Source organism: Microvirga sp. RSM25, assembly GCF_044784385.1.
GTDB classification, from domain to species: domain Bacteria; phylum Pseudomonadota; class Alphaproteobacteria; order Rhizobiales; family Beijerinckiaceae; genus Microvirga; species Microvirga tunisiensis.
Genome location: NZ_CP173039.1, coordinates 1418900 through 1443887 on the forward strand (window position 1 = coordinate 1418900; position 24988 = coordinate 1443887).

Sequence of the window (24988 nt, forward strand, 5' to 3'; positions counted from 1 at the left end):
AGCCTCTCTCGAAAATTCCCGGTCAATGAGAGCGATGTCCGGCTGTGACGCAACTCACAGCCCTAGTCTCGAAAGTCATTCAAGGTTCATCGATCGCCGACTGAGAGAGTAGCTCGGGCGGTCTTGAGAGCAACGCCTACTTGAAGAGGTAATTTCATGCCGAATTTTCAGTTTTCCACAAACGACGTCAACCAAGCGGTCGCCAATACGGCCGTGGGCGGCAGCGCAACGTCGGCCCAGGCGGCCAGCATCCACGATCCCGATACGATCTTCGATTCCGGAGACAGCTGGGACTGGTCCTCCGGCTCGCCGGAGATCAACGTCCAGCTCGACACGAACGTGGTCAATCAGACGGCGGTCAACACGGCGCTCGACGGCGACGCGGCGTCGGCCCAGGTGGCCAGCATCCACGATCCCGATGCCCTGGTGGATTCCGGCGGCTATGACGGCTCTGCCGACTTAAACTTCCAGATCTCCACCAACCTGATCAATCAGACGGCGGTCAACACGGCCATCGACGTCGACGGCCTTTTCCCCTTCGGCTAACCCACGGCCGTCCCGGAGCGTCATTCTCGGAGCGCCATCGGCTGCCAAAGCCCGTGGCGCTCCTGATTCTCGACCTCCCGGGAACGCGGCAGGGTGACGTCGGCTATTTGATTCCGTTCAAGGCCAAATAAGAACGGATGACCTGGCTGTCATCTTCCTGACCGTCGCCGCGTCCGGAGGCTGCAAGGAACATCTGATGGGCCGCAGCGGCCAGGGGAAGCGCCGCCTTCGTGTCCCGGCCCGCATCGAGAACGATGCCGAGATCCTTCACGAAGATGTCGACTGCGCTGGTGACCTCGGGAGCCGACTGAAGCATGCGCGGTCCGCGGTCTTTGAGCATCCAACTTGAGGCGGCGGACCCGCTCATGATCTGCAGAAGGATATTGAGATCGACGCCGACCTTTGAGGCCAGGGCGAAAGCCTCCGCGACAACGGCAATGTGCACACCGCAGAGGAGTTGATTGACGGTCTTGACCATCGCGCCTTGGCCCGGGCGCTCACCAACATGAAAAACCTTGTCGCCCATTGCGTCGAAGACCGGTTTTACGACCTCGAACGTGTCGCGGGGCCCGGCCGCCATGATCGTCAGCGTTGCCGCCTTGGCACCCGCGACTCCGCCCGAGACGGGAGCGTCGATCAGACGCCTTCCGGCCCGACGCACCCGCTCTTCGATGGCTTCCACCGCTGCCGGAGGACAGGTTGCCATCAGGACGACCACGCCGTTCTCGCGCAGCTTCTCCAAAGCGCCGCTTTCGAAGAGCACGGCCTCGGCCTGTGCCGCGTTCACCACCATCAGGATCAGGGCATCCGCCTCGGTTGCCGCTTCACTCGCGCTTCCCGCGCGCTTCCCTCCGGCATCCTCGAGCGCGTTGAGGGCATTGGCGCTCAGATCGAACCCGGTGACCTTGAACCCTTTCCCGAGCAGGTTCGATGCCATCGGCAGTCCCATGGCGCCAAGGCCGACAAATGCAACGCGGATCATTTCGTTCATCCTTCGCGGTAACGATTATCGATACTGTGCCGGCCGGATCGTCAAAAGGAGCAGAGCGTCCGACTCGTGCTTAAGTAGGACGCCCCTCGGCTCAGTAAATCGTCAGTGCCGGAATGTAGCTCACGGCAAGGAGGACCAGCATGGCGACACCGAAGTAGGGCCAGAGCTCGCGGGTGGTGTCCGCCAATGACGATCGTGCGATCGAGGAGGAGATGAACAGCGTGGTGCCGATGGGTGGAGTGTAGAGCCCAATGCCGAGGTTCAGCACCATGATGATCCCGAGTTGCACCGGATCGAGCCCTATCGTCGCCGCCAAGGGAACGAAAATCGGCCCGAGGAGCAGGATGGCGGGCGGCAGATCCAGCGGCATGCCAACGACGAGGAGCAGGATGTTCATGGCCAGAATCACGAGGAGAGGATTGCTGATCGTGGCCGTGACCCATTCGGCGAAGCGGATCGGCACCTCGTCGAAGGTCAGGATCCAGCCGACGATGGCGCTGCCCATGATCACGAGCATGACGACACCTGTCGCGATGCCTGACTCGATCAGGCTGTGATGGAAGCGTTTCCACGTCAGGTCGCGATAGAAGAGCGCGCTGAGGGCAAGCGCGTAGACGACGGCCAGTACCGAGATCTCGGTCGGCGTGGCGATGCCGAAGCGCAATCCGAGCAGGATCAGGATCGGCATCAGAAGGGCAGGGCCGCTCAGAACCGCAAGTTTGAGAAGTTCCATCCGACTGACGGCCGGATCCTCGGAATGGATGCCGCGCCTCCGCGCGATCCAGCTGCAGGTCATGATGAACCCGCCTGCCATGAGGATGCCTGGGAGAATTCCTGCCGTGAACAGGTCGGCGATGCTGACGCCGCTCACGAGAGAATAGAGGATCAGAGGGATCGAGGGCGGAATCAGAATGTCGATCACCGCCGATGTGGCGTTGTTGGCCGCGCAGAGCCCGGCCGGATAACCCTGCCGCTTCTGCCAGGGGATGAGCACCGACCCGAGAGCACTGGCGTTGGCGACCGCGCTCCCGGAGACCCCACCGAAGACCACCGAAGCGACGACCGTGGTCGAGAGCGGCCCTCCGCGCCAGCGCTGCATCGACTTGGTGGCGAAGGAAAGGAGCTCCTGTCCCAGCTTGCCGCCGAGCATCAGGCTGCCCGCCATCATGAAGAAGGGCAGGGCGAGCATCGGAAAGGATTGCGTCTGCTGATACATCTGCTGCGCGACGATCATCAGGGGCAGCTCTCCCTGCCAAGCCAGCGTCGCGCCGGCCGCGATGACCAGGGCATGGCCGACGGGGATCGCCAGCAGCATCAGGATTGTGAAGACAACGACGAGAACGATGCTCATATGCCGGTCTCCTCCGGATCAGGGGTCGGCATGGCTTCGGGGCCGATCACGGCGACTCGCAGGGCCAGGGCGAAGGTCGTCAGAATGACCGCAATGCAGCCAAGGGCGAGCGCATAATAGCTGTAACTGCTGGACAGGCCGAGCACGGGGCTCTTCTCGATGGACACGATGTCGGCGACTCCCATCGCCTCCCAACCGAGGACAGCATAGGAGGCGATGATGATCGCGTGACCGACGAGGAGAAGGATGCGGGCCCCTTGCCGGTTCAGGCGGGAAAGAACGGATTCGACCGCCATGTGGCCGCCCTTCTGAACGGCGAGCGCCACGCCTGCCATGATGAACCACGGGAAGAGGCGCTCAGGAAGCTCCTGGGCGAAGCGGAAGCCGCCGCTCTCGAGGACGTAGCGGGCGACGACGTTCGCCGTGAGGATCGCGAGCAGCGCGATCCCCGTCAGCAGAATGACCGCTCGGCATGTGAAACCGACAGCACGGTCCAGGACATTAGCCACGGCGAGCGCGCCGCCCCCGTGGCCAGCTCTTGTTCGTGGTGGGGGAGCGGGGCGACACGCGTCATGGCATCAGCTCCGGGCGGTTTTCGCAAGCCGATCGACGAAATCGCCGAAAAGCTTGGAGCGCCAGGTGTCGATCACCTTGGCGGACGCTTCCCGGAAGGCCGCCTTGTCGACTTCGTTGACCGCGAGCTTCGGATTGGCACGGAACTCGCTGTTGTACTTGGCCTCGTTCTCGGCGAACAGCTTGCGCTGCAGGTCGCCGGCTTCCTTGGCGGCAGCCTTGACGATGTCTCTGTCGGCGGCGGGCAGGCGCGTCCAGGTGATCTGCGACATCAGGAAGGGAGAGCTCTCCCACTTATGGCCCGAGAGACTGATGAACTTGTTCACCTCGTAGAGCTTCGAGCTGGCGATATTGGTCAGCGGATTCTCCTGACCGTCCACGACACCCTGCTGCAGGGCGACATAGAGCTCGCCGAAGCTGATCTGCTCCGTTCCGGCCCCCAAAGCCTGGAAGATGTCGATCGTCATCGGGTCCGGCGGCGTGCGGATCTTAAGGCCCTTCAGGTCGGCCGGCTTGGCGACCGGCCGCTTGCTGTTGGTGATGTGGCGTATGCCGTTGTCCCACCAGCCGAGGGGAACCATCTGGACCTTGGAAAATCGCTGAGCGAGCTCCTCGCCGATCGGCCCTTCCAGCACCTTGAAGGCTGCGGCGCTGTCCTCGAACAGGAACGGCAGCCCGAGAGTCGCAATCTCCGGCACGAGAGCCGAGGTGGAGCCCTGGCTGTTGACGGTCATATCGACCGCACCGGTTCGGAGACTCGTCAGCAGGGACTGCTCGTTGCCGAGCTGCTCGGATCCGGCAACACGAACGCTGATGCGCCCGCCCGAGCGCTCCTTGACCAGCTCGCCGAAGCGCTCGGTCGCAATGCTTCTCGGATTGCCGGGGGCCGCGTTGTGGCCCAGCGTCAGATTTGTTGCGGCATGGGCGCCGCGGGGAAGCGACAGAACGGCCGGTGCCGCGAAGGCTCCGGCAATCAGGGTACGGCGCGAAATCGTGCTCTTCATGTGCGTTCTCCTCTGGGGGCCTGCCCGTTGGTCGGGCTTCTTGACCATTGTGGTATTGGGCGATGGCCTGATGGGCTTCGCCGGAGCCTCGGAACGGCGGGGCCGTTCCGAGGACGAACATCCTAGAGCCAGCCCTTGATTCTGTGCGTGACGGCATTCACCGAAAGCCCGTAACGCTCGTGAAGAGTCGGTAGGGCACCAGCATCCAGAAATTCATCGGGCAGGGCAATCTGACGAAAGGCGGCCGGGAACACGCCTGAGCGCATCAGGAGCCCGGCAACCGCTTCGCCGAGGCCGCCGACAATCGTATGGTTCTCCGCCACAACCACCATGCGGCCGGTCCGCGACGCTTCCTTCAGGATCGTCGCCTCGTCGAGCGGCTTGATGGTGGGCACGTGCAGTACACCGACGTCGACGTTGTCATGGGAGAGTGCTTCCGCCGCCTCGAGCGCACGCATCGTCATCAAGCCGGACGAGATGATCAGCACGTCATGACCGTCCCGCAGCGTCTTGGCCTTCCCGAACTCGAACGTGTAGCCGTATTCGTCGAGAACGAGCGGGACGTTGCCGCGCAGCAGACGCATATAGACGGGGCCGTTGTGAGCCGCGATGGCCGGAACGGCCTGCTCGATCTCATGGGCGTCGCATGGATCGATGATGGCGATGTTCGGCATGCCCCGGAAGATGGCGATATCCTCGGTGGCCTGATGGCTCGGCCCGTAGCCGGTTGTCAGGCCTGGCAGGGCGCACACGATCTTCACGTTGAGGTTTTCCTCGGCGATCGCCATGCAGATGAAGTCGTAAGCCCTTCGCGCTGCGAACACCGCGTAGGTCGTGACGAACGGCATGAAGCCTTCCCGCGCCATGCCGGCGGCGGCGCTGATCAGGAGCTGTTCCGCCATGCCCATCTGGTAGAATCGGTCGGGGTGCGCCTTGGCGAAGACGTGCAGGTCGGTGTACTTCGCGAGATCCGCCGTCAGCCCCACGATCTCCGGCCGACTTTCGGCCAGTGCCGCAAGCGCGTGGCCGAACGGGGCGGATTTCGTGCGCTGGTCCGGACCGGCGAGCGAAGCGATCATCGCGGAGGTCGTCAGCCGCGGCTTGTCCGCCGTTCCCTGTCCTCCCTCGCCCTGCTCGCCGAGCCATGCTGGCCGTGAGTATTTCGAGCGCCTCATGATGACCTCCCGGCGTCGAGCAGTTCGAGAGCCTTCTGCCATTCGTGCGGCTCGACCCGCAGGAAGTGGTTGCGTTCGCGCTCCTCGAGGAATGGAACGCCTTTCGCCATCTTGGTATCGCAGATGATGATGCGGGGTTTCGGCTCGGCGAGGTTCCGGGCTGCGTCGAAAGCCGCAACCAGGGCATCGATGTCGTTGCCGTTCACGCGCTGCACGTGCCAGCCGAATGACTCGAAACGCGCTGCGAGAGGCTCGAAACCCGTGACCTGGGAAGCGGGGCCATCCGCCTGCTGATTGTTGACGTCGACAATCCCGATCAGGTTGTCGAGCTTCCAATGGCTGGCAGACCAGGCGCCTTCCCAGATGGAGCCCTCGCCCAGTTCGCCGTCGGAAAACAGACAATAGACGAAGGAGCTCGATTGCTTGCGTTTCAAGCCGAGGCAGAATCCGACCGCGAGGCCGAGGCCGTGTCCGAGGGATCCACCGGTGATTTCCATGCCTGGCGTGTAGGCTGCCATGCCCGACATGGGCAGGCGGCTGTCGTCGGTCCCGTAGCTTTCAAGCTCGTCGTCGGGAATGATTCCGGCTTCGATCAAGGCCGCGTAAAGAGCAATCGCATAGTGGCCGATGGAGAGGAGGAATCGGTCGCGCTCCTCCCATTCCGGATCCTCGGGCCGGTAGCGCATGGCGTGGAAATACGACACCGCCAGAACGTCGGCGATTCCGAGAGCCTGGGCAATATAGCCCTGGCCCTGCACTTCGCCCATGCGCAACGCATTGCGGCGGATGCGATAGGCCCGGTCCACGAGGGATACGTTGGACAGGGCAGGCTGCGGCGCCCGTGGCATCGCTTGGCTCGTGCTCATGATGATCGATCTCTCCAGGTTTGGCGGGCGCGGACGGGCCGGCACCGCATGCCGCCGGTCAGTGGATCAGCATTCCGCCGTTCACATCGATGACGGCGCCGGTGATGTAGGCGGACAGGTCGGAGGCGAGGAACAGGTAGGCTCCTGCCACGTCCTCCGCATCGCCGAGACGGTTGAGAGGGATCCCCTTCAGGATGTCCCGGCGCATCTCGTCAGTGAGCTTGCCGCCCGTGATGTCCGTCTGGATCAGACCGGGCGTGACGCAGTTGACGCGGATGCCGTCCGGCCCGAGCTCGCGCGCCATGGCCTTTGCAAGGCCGAGAACGCCGGCCTTGGCGGCCGAGTAGTGCGGGCCGCCGAAGATCCCGCCGCCGCGCTGAGCCGAAACGGACGACATGCATGCGATCGAGCCTCTGCGGCGGGAGCGCATATGCGGAATGAACGCCTGGCTCAGGTAGAGAACGCCGGTCAGGTTCACGTCGACGATGCGGTGCCAGCTCGCCGCGTCGATCTCCATCGTCTTCACCGGCTGGGTGATGCCGGCATTGTTGAGAAGGATGTCGACATGCCCGAAAGCCGTGATGGCTGAATCGGCGGCGCGTCTGCACTCGTCGAGGTCCGTGACGTTGCACCGGATGCCGATGTGGTCGGGTCCCAGCGACGCAGCCGCTTCCCTGGCTCCCTGTTCGTCAATGTCGAGAATGGCTACCTTCGCCCCGTGGGCGGCAAAAAGGCGGGCAGTCGCCTGTCCGATTCCGCGCGGGCTCGCCGCGCCGGAAATGACCGCGGTCTTTCCTTCGAGAAGCATTGTTTCCTCCAACGGGAATTGTCGTTCTTGTCTTTGTTGGGAGAATTATTTTCCACATTGATCCGTTGGACAAACGCGCCGTTTACACCCTCTGTTGAATCTGGTTCACTAATCCGATGCTTCAGCAGGTTCCGCTTTCCTTCCTGAGGATCTTCGAAGCCGCTGGTCGGACTGGGTCCTTCCGCGCCGCCGCCGCAGAACTCAACCTGACGCCCAGCGCGGTGAGCCACGCAATCCGGAAGCTCGAGCAGGTACTCGGGATCCCTCTTTTCGACCGCGATACGCGCAACGTGCGGCTGAGCTATGAGGGCGAGGCGCTGATGCGCCACGTCGGCCGGGCGTTCGAAGAGTTGCGACGCGGCATGGAAGTGGTGTCCACTCGTGGTCCATTGCTCCTGCGTCTCCATTCGGCCCCGAGCTTTGCGGCGCAATGGCTGACGCCTCGCCTTGCCGATTTCCTGAAACGTTATCCCGGCATGGATGTCCGCCTCGCTGCAGGAACAGATTATACGCGGTTCAGCTCGGACGAGTTCGATGCGGACATCGTTTACGGGGCTCCACGCGTCGAGGGACTGATCGTCGTACCGCTCGGTGAGGAGACGATCACACCTCTGTGTGCTCCTGAACTCGCATCGACGCTCAACACTCCGGCGGACCTGTTCAATCATGTCATGATCCAAACCGACAGCAAGCAGATCCAGTGGGCGGACTGGTTTGCGGCGAATGGGCTTGCCGGACCGTCTCCGAACGGGAGCCGGTTCGATCGCAGCTTTCTGGCTATAGCGGCGGCAGCGGAAGGCCTTGGTGTCGCGTTGGAATCCACGCGTCTGGCGGAAAGGGAACTCGCCTCGGGACGACTGGTCATGCCGTTGGACGGGAAATCCAACTCGGTCCGGTACATCGGACATAATCTGGTTTTCCCCCGCTATGTTCGGCAACGCCGTCCTCTAAGAGCCTTTGCCGAGTGGCTTCTGGCCGAACTTGAGATCGAGGCTCAACTTCCTCAATGGGATCTGAATCCCGCGCTTCGGCCATAAGGATCGCGACGGCGAGTCGATGGTCGCGGCAGCGCGAGCGCTTCGACGATTGCAATGTGGAAGGACCAACAATGGTCAGGTTCATTGACCTATGTACGGTGATTATTGCTCATCTGTGAAAGCCGGAGACTTCACTGCTTGATATGAAGCAGTTCTTCCTAGAATATTCAGTCCAACAACACCTTGAGCCTGCATCAGACGGGCATTGGGAATGATCGGGGGCCGGGAGGAAGCGCATGCTTCGATGCGAGCGCGCGACTTGGACGTTTCAGACGTCTGCCGCCGGTCCGGATGAACCCATCCGGACAAACCATCGTGCGGACAGGTCATCATCCGGCCAGCCCGAAGCAGCAGGCTCATGAGTTCCCCCAAAATCCGGGCCGGCGAATTCGCTATTCTCGCCGGGCTCTCGGTTTCGGAGAACGCAGTCGGCGCCAGGGCGGGTGAAGGACACATCACCGACGCGTTCCCGCCCTTCGCAGAAACGTCTTCGGGCGAACTTATCCACATCACGTTCGATCCGGTTCTCGTCCATGACCGCGGCTGGAGGACAGAACCGAGGATCGACTGACTTCAAGTGCGCGGCTCAGCCGGGGCGGCCACGCATGCCACCAGAGATCCCGGACTATGGAGGAAGCGAACGATGACCCTGTCTAGACGTGATCTGCTTCTTGGAACGGCGGGCCTCGCCGCAGGTGCGGCGGGAGCCCAGCTTCTGAATGCCGGGCCGGCTTTCGCGCAAGCAGCCGCCCCGCAATACAAGCCCGAGCAGGGCGCCAGCCTGCGCGTGCTGCGCTGGACACCCTTCGTGAAGGGAGACGAGGATTCCTGGCTCGCTAATACGAAAAAGTTCACCGAAGCTACCGGTGTCGACGTGCGCGTCGACAAGGAAAGCTGGGAGGACATCCGGCCCAAGGCGGCTGTTGCGGCCAATGTCGGTTCGGGTCCGGACGTCATGCTCGTCTGGTTCGATGATCCGTTCCAGTATCCGGATAAGCTCCTCGATGTCACCGATATCGGAAGCAGCTTTGCCAGCCGGTATGGTGGCTATTATCCAGGCCTCGAAGGCTATGCCAAGCAGGGCGATAAGTTCATCGCGCTCCCCCTTGCGACGATCGGCAATGGCATTCTTTACCGCGACAGCATGGTCAAGCAGGCCGGCTTCTCGAAATTTCCCGAGAAGACCGATGAGTTCCTCGAGTTGTGCAAAGCCCTCAAGGCCAAGAGCAAGCCTCCCGGTTTCGCACTCGGAAAGGCTGTCGGCGACGGCAACAACTTCGCGCACTGGATCGTCTGGAGCCACGGCGGCAAGATGGTCGACGAGAGCGGGAAGGTCGTCATCAACTCGCCCGAAACCATCAAGGCGCTGCAATATGCCCGCGAGCTCTATCAGACCTTCATTCCGGGCACGGAAAGCTGGCTCGACATCAACAACAACCGGGTCTTCCTGGCCGGTGACGTCTCCGTGACGGCAAACGGCGTCTCGCTCTACTATTCGGCCAAGAACGATCCGAAGATGGCCGAGCTGGCGCAGGATATTCGCTCCACGACCCTGCCGGTCGGCCCTGTCGGCCAATCCGTGGAGCTGCACCAGACCACCTCGGCGGTGATCTTCAAATACACGAAGTTCCCGAACGCGGCCCGTGCCTACCTGCAATTCATGCTCGACAAGCCGCAGATGGATGCCTGGGTCACCGGAGCGAGCGCCTATTGCTGTCCGCCCCTGAAGGGCATGATCGACAATCCCGTCTGGACGTCCGATCCGGTGCACGAGCCCTACAAGCGTGCCTCGTCGACCCTGCGGCCCAATGGATACGCCGGTCCGCTCGGTTATGCCTCGGCGGCCACGATGGCGGATTACGTCATGGTCGACATGGTGGCCGAGGCCGCCACGGGACAGCGCACGCCTGGAGGAAGCCGCCAAGCGCGCGGAGCAGCGGGCCAACCGCTACTACCGCGTCTGACGAACCTGAAGGGGCGGTGCACTCGCACCGCCCCTTGTCCTGTGTTGACGATCCCGGAGGTGCTCCATGGTCGATGCCGCCCTTACCCGCGCCGGCGCGACGGCTGCGACCGCACGCACGCCCCTGATGCAGAGCAAGCTCTTTCTCGGCCTGCTTTTCATGCTGCCGGCGGCCATATTTCTTCTGGTCTTCCTCTCGTATCCGCTCGGGCTTGGCGTCTGGCTCGGTTTCACCGACACGCGCATTGGCCGCGCCGGCGTTTTCGTCGGGCTGGAGAACTACCAGCTCCTCTGGGACGACAGCATCTTCTGGCTCTCGGTCTTCAACACGATTCTGTACACGGTGGCGGCCTCAATCCTGAAATTCATGCTGGGCCTCTGGCTGGCCCTTCTCCTCAATGAACATCTGCCCTTCAAGGCCATCATCCGCGCCATCGTTCTCCTGCCCTGGGTGGTGCCGACCGTGCTTTCGGCGATCGCCTTCTGGTGGATCTACGATGCCCAGTTCTCGATCATTTCCTGGGGGCTCATGAAGCTCGGATTGATCGATTCGCCCATCAACTTCCTCGGCAACCCGAACAACGCGCGCGCAACCGTGATCCTCACGAATGTGTGGCGCGGGATTCCTTCGTGGCGATCACGCTGCTGGCCGGCCTTCAGACGATCTCGCCGTCGCTCCATGAAGCGGCGACCCTCGATGGCGCGACCTCCTGGCAGCGGTTCCGCTACATCACGCTGCCCATGCTCTCGCCCTTGATCGCCGTGGTGATGACCTTCTCCGTCTTGTTCACCTTCACGGATTTCCAGCTCATCTACGTGCTGACACGAGGCGGGCCTCTCAACGCGACACACCTCATGGCGACTTTGAGCTTCCAAAGGGCCATTCCTGGCGGCCAGCTGGGCGAGGGCGCGGCGATTGCCGTCGCGATGGTGCCCTTCCTTCTCGCTGCCATTCTCTTCAGCTATTTCGGGCTGCAGCGCCGCCGCTGGCAGCAGGGAGGAGCCGACGCATGACCTCTGGTGCCAGACCCGTCGATCCTGCCGTCACCGACGACAGCGTCGGCATGAGCTATCTCAACCGCACACCGCAGAGATTGCTCACGGTGTATCTGCCGTTGGCGGTCTTCGTGTTCGTCCTCCTGTTTCCCTTCTACTGGATGACGATCACGGCCCTGAAGCCCAATGCGGAGCTCAACAATTTTCGCGATTACAACCCGTTCTGGCCCTCCAGCCCGACACTGGAGAACATTCGTTACCTTCTGTTCGAAACGTCCTATCCCGGCTGGCTCGTCAACACGATGGTGGTGGCGGTAGGGTCGACTTTCCTTTCGCTCGCCGCATCGGTGTTTGCGGCCTATGCCATCGAGCGCATCCGCTTTCCCGGCTCCCGTTGGACGGGCCTGGGGATCTTTCTGGCCTATCTGGTGCCGCCCTCGATCCTCTTCATTCCACTGGCGGTGATGATCTTCAAATTCGGGATCTACGACTCGAAGCTCGCCTTGATCTTCACCTATCCGACGTTCCTCATCCCTTTCTGCACCTGGCTGCTGATGGGCTATTTCCGTTCCATTCCATACGAGCTGGAGGAATGCGCTCTCGTCGATGGAGCGTCACGCTGGCAGATCCTGACGAGGATCATGCTGCCGCTCGCGGTGCCGGGCCTCATCTCGGCTGGCATTTTCGCCTTTACCCTCTCCTGGAACGAGTTCATCTATGCGCTCACCTTCATTCAGTCTTCCGAGAACAAGACCGTGCCCGTGGGGGTGCTGACCGAGCTCGTGCGCGGCGACGTCTACGAATGGGGGGCGCTCATGGCGGGTGCACTTCTGGGATCGCTGCCGGTCGTGCTACTCTACTCGTTCTTCGTCGACTATTACGTGTCTTCAATGACCGGTGCGGTGAAGGAATAGCTGACAACAAACGACCAGCCTCAAGAGCGGCGGTCGCTACGCGAATTGACGGGCGATCACGGGAGCCAGGATTTGGACTTCTCCTGTCATCACTCGTTGCCCTGACCATCGCCGTCGGACACTCGGACCTGCGAGCAACGTCTCCTCCCGGCACGACCCGAGAGTCAGGCTTCGGTCCGCTCGCCTGGCTCAAGCAGACGGTCGTGAAGGGCAAGGGAGCGTCGGGGTCCGACTCGAAGCCGACCTTCATTGTTCAAGTTGGAAGGTGTGTTGCTGCTGCAGCCCGTCTCGGCTGTTGAAGAAGAGCCCTATCGTGCGACGGAGCCTTCTTCGGTCTGGATATATCTCGGCCAGGTCATGACGGCGGTCTCCGGAGACCGCCGTCCGTTGCGTCGTTGCCCCTCGTGAAGGGGACTCGGCGCGGTTGCGAGTTTCAGTTCTTGGGCTTCTCCAGAACAGGGAACTTGATGCCCAACTGGTCCAGATACGTCGCGTACTTCGACGGGTCGTAATAGTACTTCTTCATCTCGGGTCGGTAGGTCGCCATGATGTCGGCGTTGATCTGGATCTGGGGCTTGTCCTCGGCCGAGAGCATCGGAGTGTACTTCTGGTTCTTCTGCTGCTCGTTGGCGAAGTACTGCTTGGCCTGCACCAGCAGTTCCGGCTTCGACAGCAGGTCGATGGCTGTCATCGCGATCACTTTCGATCCTGCAACGATTCCCTTGTGTGCGATGGGCGTTGCCATCGACATGGCGTTCGACCAGTGATGGCCAGGCAGGTTCGGGATGTTGGACGGATAGTTCAACGTGATCGTCGGGACCGTCCAGGAGATGTCGCCGATGTCGTCCGAGCCGCCGCTCTCGGGCTTCTCGAGCGGCTGCTCGAGTTTCTTCAATTCGGTTGCGAGCCCTTCCTCCTTGTCCTTGACCGTGCGCTGCACCGCCTTGGCGAAGGCATGCTCATCCTCCGTCCACTTAGGAAGCCCGACCTGCTGGATGTTGGCGTATGCGGCCTCCGCAATCGGCTTGTTGAAGTGGCGCGGCGCCGCCGTGCCGATGACCTTTCGGGTGACGGTGGTGTCCGTCATTTTGGCAGCGGCCTCCGAGATGGTGTTGGCGGTCTCGAAGTTCTTGCGGATGTTCCCGAAATCCAGCTCGCGGATGAAGTACCAGACACTGGCGACTGACGGCACGACGTTGGGCTGATCGCCCCCGTCCGGGATCACGTAGTGAGAACGCTGCTCCGGCCGCAAATGCTCGCGGCGCATGTTCCAGGCGATGTTCATGAGCTCGACCCCGTCGAGCGCGCTGCGTCCCCGCCATGGGGCTGCGGCGGAATGCGCCGACTCGCCGCTGAAGGTGTACTCGACGGAGACCATGCCCGTGCCCCTGGGCTGGCCCCAGGTGGTCTCGAGATTGTTGCCGACATGGGTGAAGAGAACCGCGTCAACCCCGTTGAACACGCCATCACGCACCATGTATGCCTTGCCTCCGAGAAGCTCCTCAGCGACGCCGGGCCAGAGCATGATCGTGCCGGGGATCTTGTCTCGCTCCATGATCTCCTTGAGTGCGAGTGCCGCGACGACATTGAGGGCTTGACCGGAATTGTGCCCCTCCCCATGTCCCGGCGCCCCTTCGATCATGGGCTCACGGTAAGCCACGCCTGGCTTCTGCGATGCCTTCGGTATGCAGTCGATGTCGCTGCCGAGGGCGATCACCGGACCTCCGGACCCCCACTTGGCAACCCACCCTGTCGGCAGTCCCGCGACATTGCGCTGGACCGAGAAGCCGTTCTTCTCGAGAATGTCCGTGATGTACTTGGAGGTCTCGAATTCCTGAAACGCGAGCTCGCCGAAGCTGAAGATTGAGTCGTTCATCTCCTGGGCGAGCTTGGCGCGGGCCTCAACGCCCTCGACGGCGCGCTTCTTCAGTTCCGCGATGCGCTCGCCCAATGCGGCATCCTGTTGGGCGGTCTGCGCAAGGACAGGTGCGGCGGTCGTGAGCAGAGCGGTGAGTACAAGGCTGGGCAATAGACCATGCTTCATGAGATCCTCCCGGGTCTTCCGATCGGCGCCGGCAAATCAGGCGGCGCAAACAACATCCGATCAGAACGCGAGTCTTTAGGCTTCGGCGTGGAATGCAGATCTGTCATCGGATAATTACATGGCTGTTGCCGGAACTTTTTCTGACGTCGCGAGATCACGACGCGTTTTGCCCAACGCATCAGAGGTGCCAAGCGGCCGATGGCGAGGTTGCAACTTGAATGGGAAGGTCGGCTTCCGGCACATCCCGGACGCAGGCCGACTGTCTGCTCAGGCAGGGAACACCGAACGTTCAGATAAGGGAGGGGATTTCCTGGTTCGCCCCAAGTGGGATCTTCATCGGGACGATCTCCCCTGATGACGGTGCCGACCGATCGACCGAGACGCGATCGGGTCTGCCAATCTCAAGCATGCCTCGAATGCATTATGGTTCGCGTTCGTCTGCCGCCGCTCGACCATGACACGTCGGTGGTAAAGGACACGCCGGTTCGGTTGCCCTGATCAACTCAGCGTGGCAACGCTCATGTCTCCCTGCTTGGACAGGCGAGGGCCGAATTGGGACGTGCTGATGGTCGGCCGGCCCGTGATGAGTTCCGCGCAACGGCTTCCGAGCATCATCGCAGGCGCATTCGTGTTGCCCGCATTGATATTGGGCATGGCCGACAGATCGCACACCCGCAGGTTCTCGATGCCGCGCACGCGGAGCCTGGAATCGAGAACGGCCATGGGGTCGCTCGCCGTGCCCATCCGGCAGGTTCCGCTGGGATGGTAGTTCGTCTTCACGAAGCGCCGGCAATGCTTCATGATCGCCTCGTCGCTGAGATCGTTCGGGTCGGGGATCGAGACACGCTCGATCCGTTCCGCCAATGGACTGGTCTCGAACGCGCGAATGAAGAAGCGCTGTCCGTCGATCATCGCCTGGGCATCGTCCGGATGTTTCAGGAGATTGGGCGAGACCAGGGGCATGTCTTCCGGATCAGCCGAGCGCAGCCGAACGAAGCCGCGGGATTTCGGCTTCACCACGACCGTCGTGATCGTCAGTCCATAGGTGTCGTCGACCAGCCCGAGCGTGTCCCGGTCGAGATAGATGATCGGCACGCAGAAGGCCTGGATCGTGGGCTCCGCATCCGGATCCCTGGGATTGACGAAAGCGCCGGCTTCGACGCCGGCCGAGAGGATCGGCCCTGAGCGAAACAGCCGGAAATGAAGGCCATTGAGGAGCATCCGCCATCCGATACCCTGCTTGTAATAACCATAGGGACCGTTGGCTTTCGCGATGAGGGGCACCTCCGGGTGATCGACCAGGTTCTCTCCGATGCCTGGCAGATCGGCGATGCAGGGGATTCCGTGCTCTCGCAACTGACCGGCCGGACCGATGCCCGACAGCATGAGAAGCTGCGGCGTGACTAGGGCTCCGGACGCGACGATCACCTCGCCGTCCGCATAAACCCGGTGGTCCGTGCCCTTCGCGTCACGATAGGTGACGCCGATCGCGCGGCCGTTCTCGATCTCGATTTTGCGCACCCGCGACTGCAGGCGGATGACGAGGTTCGGGTTGTCCGCGAGCGGCGCCAGGAAGGCATAGGCCGCGCTGCTCCGGCGGCCGCGCCGGTTCATGAACTGGTAGAAGCCGACACCCCGCTGCTTCGATCCGTTGAAGTCGGGGTTGAACGGTTCTCCAAGGGCCTGGATGGCCTGCACGAACCATCGTGACATGTCGTTGATGTGGCCGGGGTCCGATACCAGCAGCGGACCGTCGGCACCGTGCAACTCATTGTAGAGCCTGTTGTTGCCCTCCATGGTGCGGAAGTGGGGCAGCACGTCGGACCAGCTCCAGCCCGGATAGTCGTTCTCCCCACGCAGCATCTCGTGCCATTCGTCGTAGTCGGACGGGCGGCCGCGCATGTAGACCTGTGCGTTGACCGATGAGCCGCCGCCGAGAACGTTGGCCTGAGGGATGTCATGCACGCGGCCGTCCAGATGTTCCTGCGGAATCGTGTGGTGATACCGCATGTATTTGCTGCCGTTGATCATCTTGAAGATGCCGGGCGGCATGTCCAGGAGCGGATGGCGATGGGAATAGCCGCCCTCGAGCAACAGGACGCGTCTGCCTTCGTTGACAAGTCGCGCGGCCGCGACGGAACCGGAGGAGCCGCCGCCGACGATGATATGGTCGAAACGCTCGTTCATGGATGCACCTGCTTCGCTATCGGCCGATGACGGTCGGTGTCTCAGGCCTTGATCGTGTCGAGACCCTTCCAATCGAAGGCGATGCCGTGGCCGGGACGATCCGGCGCCAGAGCGAAACCATCCTGGATCTCGAGCGGTTCGGCGATGTAGCGCTCGAGCCCGAAGCCGTGGGCTTCGAGGTAGGAGCGGTTCGGGCAGGCGGCGAGCAGATGGACGGTTACGTCGTGCGCGCCGTGGCTGGTGACCGGAAGATTGAAGGCCTCCGCCAGATGGGCGATTTTCATGAAGGGCGTGACGCCGCCGCAATTGGTGACGTCGGGCTCGGGATAGGTCACGCCGCCGCCGGCCACGTAGAGCTTGAACTCCCAGAGCGTCCGCAGGTTTTCGCCTGCGGCGATCGGCAGCCCGCCCTCGCGCACGATGCGGGCGTGGCCTGCGGGATCGTCGGGAATGGTCGGCTCCTCGAGCCAGGTGAGGTCGAAGGGCTGCAGGGCCCGCGCGGCGCGGATCGCGCCGTCGACGCTCCATTTCATGTTGGCGTCCGCCATCAGCGGGAAGCCGGCGCCGAGATGCTCGCGCATCGCCTTCACCCGCTCCACATCCTCGAACAGGTTGGCGCGGCCGACCTTCATCTTGATGGCGCGGAAGCCTTTGGCGAGATTGTCGTCCGTCTGGCGCAGCAGCTTGTCGAGGGGCAGATCGAGATCGATGCCGCCGGCATAGCACGGCACCTTGGCGTCGAAGCCGCCGAGCGCCTTCCAAAGGGGAGATGGGCGCGCTTGGCCTTGAGGTCCCACAGGGCCATGTCGAAGGCGGAGAGCGCCAGGACCGTCGGCCCGCCACGGCCGCCGTAATGAAGCGCCCACCAAGCTTTGTGCCAGAGGCGCTCGATTTCATCGGCCTCTTCGCCGTCCATGATCTCGGGGAGCTCGCGCGCCAGGATCGTGTCGATGGCGGCTCCGTTGCGTCCCACGGTGAAGGTGTAGCCGACGCCCTCGGCCCCATCGGCATCGCGAATGCGCACCGTGTTCAGCTCGAAGGCACGCATCTCGCCGTGCATGGAATCGGTCAGAACGGTCGGCAGCGGGATGCGGTAGAAGCCGGGTTCGATGGAGGTGATGCGGGGCATGGCTGTCCTTCGCTTGCTCGATGATCGAATGCGTGACCCTTCAGGAGGCCGCCTCTTCGGCGCGCATGCTCAACCTCGCCTGGATGGCGACGACGAGCAGCAGGAACGCGCCGCGGATGACGGATTGCCAATAGGCGGAGAGGCTGATCCAGCCGAGGCCGTTCTCGAAATTCAGGATGTTGAAGATCAGGCCGAGCAGGAGCACGCCCGCGAGCGTCGAGCCGACAGAGCCGACACCGCCTGTGAGGAGCGTCCCGCCGACCACCACCGCCGCAATGGCGAAGAGCTCCCAGCCGACGCCTTCGATGGGCTGGCCCGCGCCGAACTGCGCCGCGAGGATCACGCCCGCAAGGCCCGCGAGGCCGCCGCTCGCCAGGTAGACGAGCGCCTTCACCCGGGTGGCCGGAAGTCCCATGAGGCGCGCTGCATCCTCATTGCCGCCGATCGCCAGTACGGTGCGCCCGAAGGAGGTCAGGTTGAGAACGAGCGAGCCGACGAGATAGGCGACCAGCGCGATCCAGGCCGGAACGGGAAAGCCGAGGAAGTCGCCCTGGCCGAGTTCGGTGAAGCCTGATTCATAGGAGACCGAAACCGACTGGTTCTCCGCCAGCAGCAGCGCGCAGCCGCTCGCCGCCAGCATCGTGGCCAGGGTGGTGATGAAGGGCAGGATGTTGAGCCGCGTGATGATGAGGGCGTTGCAGGCCCCGACCGCCAGTCCCGCGGCCAGTCCGCCGAGCAGCCCGGGCAGGACGCCGTAGGGCGAAAGCAGGGCCGCCACGACGCTTCCGAGCGCTGCGGTCGAACCTACCGAGAGATCGATGCCGCCGGTGATGATGACGAAGCACATCCCGAGCGCGACCAGCGCGAACATGCTGTTGTAGCGCAGGACCGAGAGCACGTTGAACGCGCCGAGGAAGTTCTCGTAGCGCAACCAGCCGACCAGGATCAGGGCGAGGAGCGCCAGGAGGACGCCGTAGCGTCCGATGCCCTGAAAGAGTTTGAGCGTGGTGGGGTTCATCGACGACCTCAGCGATGGCTCTGCCGCTGCAGCCAGACGGCCAGCACGATGATGACGGCCTTCGCCACCAGCGCCGCCGCATCCGGCACGCCGTTGGCAAGCAGCGTGTAGCGAACGAGCTGGATGATGAGCGCACCCACCAAGGTGCCGATCACCGTGGCGCGGCCGCCGGTGAGAAGCGTGCCGCCCACGGCCACGGCCGCGATGGCGTCGAGCTCCATGCCGAGACCGACGAGATTGGCATCCGCGGCGGAGTTGCGGGCGATGACGATGAGACCCGCGATCCCGGACAGAAGGCCGCTGATGAGATAGACCCGCTGCTTCACCGAGACCACGGGAATGCCCGCGAGCCTGGCAGCCTTTTTCGTTGCCGCCGATGGCGAGGATCTGCCGGCCGAACACGGTGCGTCTGAGCATCCAGGCCGCGGCGGCGACGATGACGACCATAAGGATCGCCTGGAAGGGGATGCCGAACACGCGCCCGAGGCCGATGAACTGGAAGCTCGGCAGGTTGAAGACCTGCAGATTGCCGTTGGTGAAGACCTGCGCGATGCCGCGCCCTGCGATGAAAAGCACGAGGGTCGCGATGATCGGCTGGATTCTCAGGCGCGTCACCAGCCAGCCGTTGAACCAGCCCAGCGCCGCCGCGACGAGAACGGGCACCACGAACGCCAGCGCAATGCCAACGGCCGGGTGGGGCAGGGGGAAGAGCTTGCCGAGGAAGATCAGTGGCGCCAGCGCTCCGGCGATGGCCATGAGCGCGCCGACGGAGAGATCGATGCCGCCCGTGGCGATGACGAGGGTCATCCCGACGGCGACGATCACGATGGTGCAGACCTGGGTGAGGTTGACGTTGAGCGTCTGCCAGGTGGCGAAGTTCGGCGTGACGGCGAGGTTGACCAGGATCAGCAGCGCGAGAGCGATCCAGGCGCCGTAGCGCGTCAACCCGAGCCTGATGTCGAAGCGAGGCGCCCTTTGGGCGGGAGGAAGGGTGGTGGCGGATTCAGCCATGGGCCTCCTCCCGTGAATCCTCGTGCCCATGGGCCATGGCGGCCATGACGCTCTGCTCGTTCACGGCATCTCCTTTCAGCTCCGCGGCCGTGTGACCGTCGCGGAGGACGAAGATGCGGCTGGCGGCCTCCACGACTTCCTCCAGCTCCGAGGAGATCATCAGAACGCCGAGGCCCTGGCCGGCGAGCTCCCGGATGAGACTCAGGATCTCGGCCTTGGCGCCGACATCGATCCCGCGGGTGGGTTCGTCGAGGATGAGCAGTTTGGGGTTCATGCAGAGCCAGCGGGCAAGCAGCACCTTCTGCTGGTTGCCGCCCGAGAGCTCGCGAATGCGCTGTTCGGGTCCGGCACATCGGATGCCGAGGCGTTTGATGAAGCGGTCGACGATCTCCTGGCTGCGCCCCTCGTCCACGATGCCGCGCCGGGCCAGCTGCGGCATGAGCGCCAGCGTCAGGTTCTCGCGCACGGACATGTCGGGAATGATGCCCTCGAGCTTGCGATCCTCCGAGCAGAAACCCATGCCGGCCCGGATCGCATCCGACGGGGCCGCGATCCGGTTGTCGCTCCCGGCGAAGGTGACGGTGCCGGCGTCCGGCTTGTCGGCTCCGAAGACGGCGCGCACGGATTCCGTCCGGCCCGCGCCGAGAAGTCCGGCGAGACCCACGATCTCGCCGGGGCGCACCTCGAAGCTGACGTTGCGAACCTTGCGACCGACAGCGAGGTTCGCGACTTTCAGAACCGGCTGACGGGCTTCGCTGTCGGGATCGCCGGCATCGTGCCCGTCCTGCAGAACCTTGGTCAGCTCCCGTCCCAGCATGGCGGTGACGAGATCGAGCCGCGACAGCTCCGCCAGGGGGGCCACCTGCACGGTGCGCCCGTCGCGCATGATGGTGACGCGGTCGCAGACGGCATAGAGCTCGTCGAGCTTGTGGCTGACGAAGATGACGGAAACGCCCGCCGTCTTGAGCTGGCGGATGACGCCGAACAACACCTCGACCTCGCGCTCGTCGAGAGAAGACGTGGGCTCATCCATGATGACGAGCCTGGCCTCGAACCCGATGGCGCGGGCGATGGCGACCATCTGCTGTATGGCCGTCGGATAGGCCATGAGCGGACGGTGCACGTCGATGTCGATGTTGAATCGGGCAAGGAGCGCGCGGGCCTCCGCGTGCATGGCAGGCCAATCGAGGAAGCCGAAGCGGCGCTTCTCTCGACCCAGACAGATGTTCTCCGTCACGGACCGGTAGGGCACCAGGTTGATCTCCTGATAGATCGTGCTGATGCCCGCGCGCTGCGCGTCCTGCGGCGAGGAGAATTCCGCCGGCTTCCCGTCGAACAGGATCTCGCCCGCATCCTTCCTGTAATAGCCGGTCAGGATCTTGATCATGGTCGACTTGCCGGCGCCGTTCTGGCCGATCAGGGCATGGACTTCGCCCTTCTCCACCACGAGTTCCGCCGCGCGCAGGGCCGGTATTCCGGCGAAGCGCTTGTCGATGCCATGCATGGTGAGAAGCGGCGCCATGAAAGGTCCGTCGGTCCGTTCGTCAAAGCGAGGAGGGGCGCTGCCCGTCGACATGACGGGCAGCGCCCCTCGCGTTCAGTAGGCGTCGGCGATAAGCTGGGTCGCGTTCGACTTGTCGAAGAAGCGGTCGGTGTTGATCACCCACGGCTCGATCTGCTCGCCCTTGGCATAGCGGGCCAGGGTCTCGAAGGCCTTCGGCCCGAACTTCGGGTTGCACTCGACGGTCGCCAGCATCTTGCCGTCGATGATGGCCTGGAGCGCGTCGCGGGTGCCGTCGACGGACACCACGATCACGTCCTTGCCGGGCTTCTTGCCGGCCGCTTCGAGAGCCGCGATCGCACCGATCGCCATCTCGTCGTTGTGAGCGTAGATGGCCGTTGCGTCGGGATGGGCCTGCAGCAGCGTTTCGGCAACCTGCCGGCCCTTGTCGCGGGCGAAGTCGCCCGACTGGGACGCGACGACCTTCATGCCGGGATGCGCCTTGATGTAATCCTCGAAGCCCTTGCGGCGGTCATTGGCCGGCGACGAGCCGGTGGTGCCCTCGAGCTGGATGATCTTGGCGTTCCCGTTCACGGCCTTGGTCAGCGCCTCGCCGGCGCGCTTGCCCTCATCCACGAAGTCCGACCCGATGAATGTCACATAATCCCGACCGGCCTTGGCGAGGCTCTGGTCCACATTGCGGTCGAGAAGCACCACCGGAATGCCGGCCTTCTTGGCCGCCATGACGGCGGGAATCAGGGGCTTCTCCTCGCGCGGAGCGAGGAAGATCAGGTCGACGCCCTGCGCGATCATCGAGTTGACGTCGGCCACCTGCTTGGCGGCGGAGCCGGCAGCATCCGTGTAAACCAACTGATGACCGAGCTTCGCGGCCTCGGCTTTCATGCTTTCCGTCTGCGCGATGCGCCACGGATTGTTCGACTCGGTCTGCGCGAAGCCGACCTTGTACTTCTCTTTTTGCTTCAGCTTGGGCAGGTCCTGCGCCGACGCGCCGCCAAGTCCAAGACCGATGGCAGCGACGCCCGTCGCGAGTGCAAGGAAAGTCCTTCTCAGCATTATCTTCCTCCATGAAGGTTTCGCCCCGTTTTCGGGGTTCTTTATGTCTTGCCGCAGCTCTCGTGGCTGCAGGTCGTCACCAGCGGACGTAGGTCGTCTGCTTCCGCAGGTATCCGTCGAAACCGTACTTGCCGTCCTCGCCACCGAGGCCGGAGTGCTTCCAGCCCGTGTGGAAACCTTGAACGAGCTCGCCGCAGGGGCGGTTGACATAGAGTTCGCCGAAGGCGAGCTCCCGCGAGAGCCGCATCACCCGGCGAAGATCGTTGGTGTAGACATAGGCCGACAAGCCGTAGCTGGTATCGTTGGCAAAGCTCAGCGCCTGCTCGAAGCTGTCGACCGTCATGACCGGTGCGACAGGACCGAAGATCTCGCGCTGCATGATCGAGGCGTCGTTGGCGTCGACGCGCAGAACCGTGGGCTCGAACCAATGGCCACGGGAAAAGTCGCCTTCCGTCAGGCGGTGTCCGCCCGCGAGAACCTCGGCGCCCGCCGCGATGGCGTCGTTCACGATCTCCTCGACCTTGTCGACCTCGGGGCGGTTCACCTTCGGTCCCATGTCGGGATTGGTCATGGGGTCGGCGAGACGCATCTGCTTCACCCGGGACACGAACTTGTCGAGGAAGGGCTCCGCGATGCTCCGATGCAGATACATGCGCTCGTTGCAGGTGCAGATCTGCCCGCAATTGGTGAAACGCGAAACGATCGCGGCGTCCACCGCCGCCTCGATGTCCGCATCGTCGAGAACGATGAACGGCGCCTTGCCGCCGAGTTCGAGGCGCACGACCTTCAGTTCCTGCGCGCCCGCGGCGTAGATCTCCCGTCCGGCGCGGACGCTGCCCGTCATCGTGATCATGTCGCTCAAGGGAGATCGTACGAGCATGTCGCCGACCGTGCGGCCGTCGCCCGTGATCACATTGAGAACGCCCTTCGGGATGCCGACCTCATGGGCGAGGCGGGCGATCTCGAGAGCCGACAATGGTGTGGATTCATGACCCTTGACGACCATCGCGTTGCCGGCAACGAGGGCCGGGCCGATCTTGCGGGCCGCCAGGGCTGCCGGATAGTTCCAGGCCGTGAGGCCGACGACCACGCCGAACGGAACACGGCGGATCCAGACTTCCTCGTTCTGGAAATCGGACGGGAGAATATCGCCCTCGATGCGCCGCGCACTCTCGGCCGCGAAGGTCAGAAACGTGATGACGGCGTCGATCTCGCCTTCGGCCTGGTTCAAGGGCTTGCCCTGCTCCAGCACGACAACCCGGGCGAGACGCGCCTTCTCCCGCTTCACGGCCGCGGCGAGATCGTTGACGTAGCCGGCACGGACAATCGGCGGCAGGGCCGCCCATGCGGGCTGCGCGCGTCGCGCTGCCTCCAGGGCAGCCGTCGCGTCCTCCGCCGTTCCGGCCGGGACGGTCGCAAAGACGACCTCGTTTGCGGGATTCTCGACGTCCGACCGCCCGGAGGAACGTCCGTCCGTCCAGGCCCCGTCGATGTACATCTGATAGTGCGTCACGTCCTCAGCGCGCGTAGCCCGAAGCGAACTGGTCATAGGAGGCCCTCGCAAGATCCCCGACGGGGAGGCTGCGGATCAGAGTTCGACAGCGGAGTGCCTTGAAATGGCGTCACCAGTCTCTCTCCCTGTTTGCCCAAGCTGAGCATCTCGAACCAAACACCGGTTATCGGTCTATTTGGTTCGACCGAAATCAGGATGGTCGGACAGTCGAGGGCTGTCAAGTGTCATCATTTTCAGCCTCCAAGCGTGAATGTGCCGTGTTTTGTGGTTAAATACGGTGGATCTTGACCACATGAAGTGCGGGCCGATGGATTTTGGTCCGACCATATGGTATCTCTCAGGGGCTTGAAGATCGGCTGTGGCTCGTTCCGGACAGGTTTTCGATCTCGAACGACGAAGAGGTGACCATGGACCTGAGCGAAAAGCTGGATGGCCACGGAACAGCAGGGACGGCAGGGCGTCGATCGGATGTCGTTGCAGTCGAACTCGCGCGCATGATCCAAACAGGGGACCTGCAGGAAGGCGTGCGTCTGCCGGCCGAGCGCGAGCTGATGCAGCGCTACGGCGTGAGCCGGACCGCCGTGCGGGAGGCCATCGTTTCTCTGGCCAATCGTGGTTTGATCGAAACGCGCCTCGGTCACCGACCGATCGTGCGAAAAGCCGATTACGAAATCGCCGTCGACAAGGTCGGAAATCTGGTCGGGCATCTCATGGTCGATCGCGAAGGCGTCTGGAACCTGTTCGAAACGCGAATCTTCATCGAAGGCTCGCTCGCGCGCTGGACCGCCAAACATGCGCGACGCGCCGATCTCGAAGAACTTCGCGCGGCCCTCGACAGCAATCGCGAGGCGATCGGCGATCCGCTCCGGTTCGACGAGACGGATGCGGCCTTCCACGCGATCCTCTATCGCGTCCCGGGAAACCCGATCTATCCGGCCATTCACAAAGCCTATGTGGAATGGCTCACCCAACACTGGCGCTCGATGAAGCGCGGTGCGGGGATCGACCAGATGAACCATGCGGGACATGTGGCGATCTTCGATGCGATCGTGGCACGCGATCCCGACAATGCCGAGGAATCGATGCGGCGCCACCTCGTCGCCGCCTGGGAGTTCGTCCGTTCGACGTTTCCAACCGACAGGTAGGACACGCCTGTGAGGCGATCGGGTGCTGGGCTTGCATCAAGGGAGATGTCGGCCCGCACGATCTTACTGTCACAGAACAGCTCCGTCAGAGACACGCGCAGTGCTCGACGGCAATCCCTGACGACCGCGTCCGCATTTCACC

General features: G+C 63.2%; 18 protein-coding genes and 4 pseudogenes. 7 read left to right on the forward strand and 15 right to left on the reverse strand.

Annotated elements, in window-relative coordinates; all coding sequences use genetic code 11:
• Positions 1-156 precede the first annotated feature (156 nt).
• Complete coding sequence (locus ACD578_RS06860; RefSeq protein WP_404291949.1) at positions 157-546, forward strand: hypothetical protein; 390 nt, start codon at positions 157-159, stop codon at positions 544-546.
• A gap of 103 nt (positions 547-649) precedes the next feature.
• Here ACD578_RS06860 and ACD578_RS06865 read toward each other — a convergent pair whose 3' ends face one another.
• From ACD578_RS06865 to ACD578_RS06895, 7 genes are all read right to left on the reverse strand, one after another.
• Entirely contained in the window at positions 650-1537 is an 888-nt protein-coding gene (locus tag ACD578_RS06865) for an NAD(P)-dependent oxidoreductase (protein ID WP_404291950.1), read from the reverse strand.
• 91 nt (positions 1538-1628) lie between these two features.
• The gene (locus ACD578_RS06870; RefSeq protein WP_404291951.1) at positions 1629-2888 is read right to left on the reverse strand and encodes a TRAP transporter large permease; all 1260 of its coding nucleotides are present in this window, start codon (positions 2886-2888) and stop codon (positions 1629-1631) included.
• Positions 2885-3397, reverse strand: coding sequence for a TRAP transporter small permease (locus tag ACD578_RS06875; RefSeq protein ID WP_404291952.1), 513 nt, complete (start codon positions 3395-3397; stop codon positions 2885-2887). The genes ACD578_RS06870 and ACD578_RS06875 overlap by 4 nt, the downstream gene beginning before the upstream one ends.
• Before the next feature lie 69 nt (positions 3398-3466).
• Positions 3467-4465 carry a TRAP transporter substrate-binding protein gene (locus tag ACD578_RS06880; RefSeq protein WP_404291953.1) on the reverse strand — a complete coding sequence of 333 codons (999 nt, stop codon included), beginning with the start codon at positions 4463-4465 and terminating at the stop codon, positions 3467-3469.
• Between the two features lie 122 nt (positions 4466-4587).
• Complete coding sequence (locus tag ACD578_RS06885; RefSeq protein ID WP_404291954.1) at positions 4588-5640, reverse strand: transketolase family protein; 1053 nt, start codon at positions 5638-5640, stop codon at positions 4588-4590.
• Positions 5637-6506, reverse strand: coding sequence for a transketolase (locus ACD578_RS06890; protein ID WP_404291955.1), 870 nt, complete (start codon positions 6504-6506; stop codon positions 5637-5639). The genes ACD578_RS06885 and ACD578_RS06890 overlap by 4 nt, the downstream gene beginning before the upstream one ends.
• A gap of 58 nt (positions 6507-6564) precedes the next feature.
• On the reverse strand, positions 6565-7314 hold the full coding sequence (locus ACD578_RS06895) for an SDR family NAD(P)-dependent oxidoreductase (RefSeq protein WP_404291956.1): 750 nt from the start codon (positions 7312-7314) through the stop codon (positions 6565-6567).
• 116 nt (positions 7315-7430) lie between these two features.
• Between ACD578_RS06895 and ACD578_RS06900 the strand changes: the two genes are divergently transcribed.
• The 5 genes and pseudogenes from ACD578_RS06900 to ACD578_RS06920 all read left to right on the forward strand — a co-directional run bounded on the left by ACD578_RS06900 (position 7431) and on the right by ACD578_RS06920 (position 12224).
• A complete protein-coding gene (locus ACD578_RS06900) occupies positions 7431-8351 on the forward strand; it encodes a LysR substrate-binding domain-containing protein (RefSeq protein ID WP_404291957.1) in 921 nt (306 codons plus the stop codon).
• A gap of 358 nt (positions 8352-8709) precedes the next feature.
• A complete protein-coding gene (locus ACD578_RS06905; RefSeq protein ID WP_404291958.1) occupies positions 8710-8922 on the forward strand; it encodes a hypothetical protein in 213 nt (70 codons plus the stop codon).
• Between the two features lie 72 nt (positions 8923-8994).
• Positions 8995-10315: pseudogene (locus ACD578_RS06910) on the forward strand (ABC transporter substrate-binding protein).
• A 126-nt stretch (positions 10316-10441) separates the two neighbouring features.
• Positions 10442-11328, forward strand: a pseudogene (locus tag ACD578_RS06915) (carbohydrate ABC transporter permease).
• Entirely contained in the window at positions 11325-12224 is a 900-nt protein-coding gene (locus ACD578_RS06920; protein ID WP_404291959.1) for a carbohydrate ABC transporter permease, read from the forward strand. Before ACD578_RS06915 ends, ACD578_RS06920 begins: the two are co-directional and overlap by 4 nt.
• A gap of 433 nt (positions 12225-12657) precedes the next feature.
• Here ACD578_RS06920 and ACD578_RS06925 read toward each other — a convergent pair whose 3' ends face one another.
• The 8 genes and pseudogenes from ACD578_RS06925 to aldA form a co-directional block, all read right to left on the reverse strand.
• Positions 12658-14268, reverse strand: a complete 1611-nt coding sequence (locus ACD578_RS06925; protein ID WP_404291960.1) for an amidohydrolase — start codon at positions 14266-14268, stop codon at positions 12658-12660.
• A gap of 498 nt (positions 14269-14766) precedes the next feature.
• On the reverse strand, positions 14767-16455 hold the full coding sequence (locus ACD578_RS06930; RefSeq protein ID WP_404291961.1) for a GMC family oxidoreductase: 1689 nt from the start codon (positions 16453-16455) through the stop codon (positions 14767-14769).
• A 41-nt stretch (positions 16456-16496) separates the two neighbouring features.
• A pseudogene (locus ACD578_RS06935) lies at positions 16497-17584 on the reverse strand (mandelate racemase/muconate lactonizing enzyme family protein).
• Positions 17585-17624: 40 nt separating this feature from the next.
• Positions 17625-18602 carry an ABC transporter permease gene (locus ACD578_RS06940; RefSeq protein ID WP_404291962.1) on the reverse strand — a complete coding sequence of 326 codons (978 nt, stop codon included), beginning with the start codon at positions 18600-18602 and terminating at the stop codon, positions 17625-17627.
• Between the two features lie 8 nt (positions 18603-18610).
• Positions 18611-19613: pseudogene (locus ACD578_RS06945) on the reverse strand (ABC transporter permease).
• Complete coding sequence (locus ACD578_RS06950) at positions 19606-21135, reverse strand: sugar ABC transporter ATP-binding protein (RefSeq protein WP_404293739.1); 1530 nt, start codon at positions 21133-21135, stop codon at positions 19606-19608. The pseudogene ACD578_RS06945 and the gene ACD578_RS06950 overlap by 8 nt, the downstream one beginning before the upstream one ends.
• A 75-nt stretch (positions 21136-21210) precedes the next feature.
• Positions 21211-22188, reverse strand: a complete 978-nt coding sequence (locus ACD578_RS06955) for an ABC transporter substrate-binding protein (protein ID WP_404291963.1) — start codon at positions 22186-22188, stop codon at positions 21211-21213.
• Between the two features lie 76 nt (positions 22189-22264).
• Positions 22265-23737 carry an aldehyde dehydrogenase gene (gene aldA, locus ACD578_RS06960; protein ID WP_404291964.1) on the reverse strand — a complete coding sequence of 491 codons (1473 nt, stop codon included), beginning with the start codon at positions 23735-23737 and terminating at the stop codon, positions 22265-22267.
• Positions 23738-24108: 371 nt separating this feature from the next.
• Here aldA and ACD578_RS06965 point away from each other — a divergent pair, with 371 nt between their 5' ends.
• Positions 24109-24846: an FCD domain-containing protein gene (locus tag ACD578_RS06965; RefSeq protein WP_404291965.1), complete on the forward strand. Its 738-nt coding sequence runs from the start codon at positions 24109-24111 to the stop codon at positions 24844-24846.
• Positions 24847-24988: the final 142 nt, after the last annotated feature.

Bases quoted from the DNA above. Each gene is read 5' to 3' on its own strand.
- ACD578_RS06860 (WP_404291949.1), top strand. From the start codon at position 157: ATGCCGAATTTTCAGTTTTCCACAAACGACGTCAACCAAGCGGTCGCC.
- ACD578_RS06865 (WP_404291950.1), bottom strand. From the start codon at position 1,537: ATGAACGAAATGATCCGCGTTGCATTTGTCGGCCTTGGCGCCATGGGA.
- ACD578_RS06870 (WP_404291951.1), bottom strand. From the start codon at position 2,888: ATGAGCATCGTTCTCGTCGTTGTCTTCACAATCCTGATGCTGCTGGCG.
- ACD578_RS06880 (WP_404291953.1), bottom strand. From the start codon at position 4,465: ATGAAGAGCACGATTTCGCGCCGTACCCTGATTGCCGGAGCCTTCGCG.
- ACD578_RS06885 (WP_404291954.1), bottom strand. From the start codon at position 5,640: ATGAGGCGCTCGAAATACTCACGGCCAGCATGGCTCGGCGAGCAGGGC.
- ACD578_RS06890 (WP_404291955.1), bottom strand. From the start codon at position 6,506: ATGAGCACGAGCCAAGCGATGCCACGGGCGCCGCAGCCTGCCCTGTCC.
- ACD578_RS06895 (WP_404291956.1), bottom strand. From the start codon at position 7,314: ATGCTTCTCGAAGGAAAGACCGCGGTCATTTCCGGCGCGGCGAGCCCG.
- ACD578_RS06900 (WP_404291957.1), top strand. From the start codon at position 7,431: ATGCTTCAGCAGGTTCCGCTTTCCTTCCTGAGGATCTTCGAAGCCGCT.
- ACD578_RS06905 (WP_404291958.1), top strand. From the start codon at position 8,710: ATGAGTTCCCCCAAAATCCGGGCCGGCGAATTCGCTATTCTCGCCGGG.
- ACD578_RS06920 (WP_404291959.1), top strand. From the start codon at position 11,325: ATGACCTCTGGTGCCAGACCCGTCGATCCTGCCGTCACCGACGACAGC.
- ACD578_RS06925 (WP_404291960.1), bottom strand. From the start codon at position 14,268: ATGAAGCATGGTCTATTGCCCAGCCTTGTACTCACCGCTCTGCTCACG.
- ACD578_RS06930 (WP_404291961.1), bottom strand. From the start codon at position 16,455: ATGAACGAGCGTTTCGACCATATCATCGTCGGCGGCGGCTCCTCCGGT.
- ACD578_RS06940 (WP_404291962.1), bottom strand. From the start codon at position 18,602: ATGAACCCCACCACGCTCAAACTCTTTCAGGGCATCGGACGCTACGGC.
- ACD578_RS06950 (WP_404293739.1), bottom strand. From the start codon at position 21,135: ATGGCGCCGCTTCTCACCATGCATGGCATCGACAAGCGCTTCGCCGGA.
- ACD578_RS06955 (WP_404291963.1), bottom strand. From the start codon at position 22,188: ATGCTGAGAAGGACTTTCCTTGCACTCGCGACGGGCGTCGCTGCCATC.
- aldA (WP_404291964.1), bottom strand. From the start codon at position 23,737: ATGACCAGTTCGCTTCGGGCTACGCGCGCTGAGGACGTGACGCACTAT.
- ACD578_RS06965 (WP_404291965.1), top strand. From the start codon at position 24,109: ATGGACCTGAGCGAAAAGCTGGATGGCCACGGAACAGCAGGGACGGCA.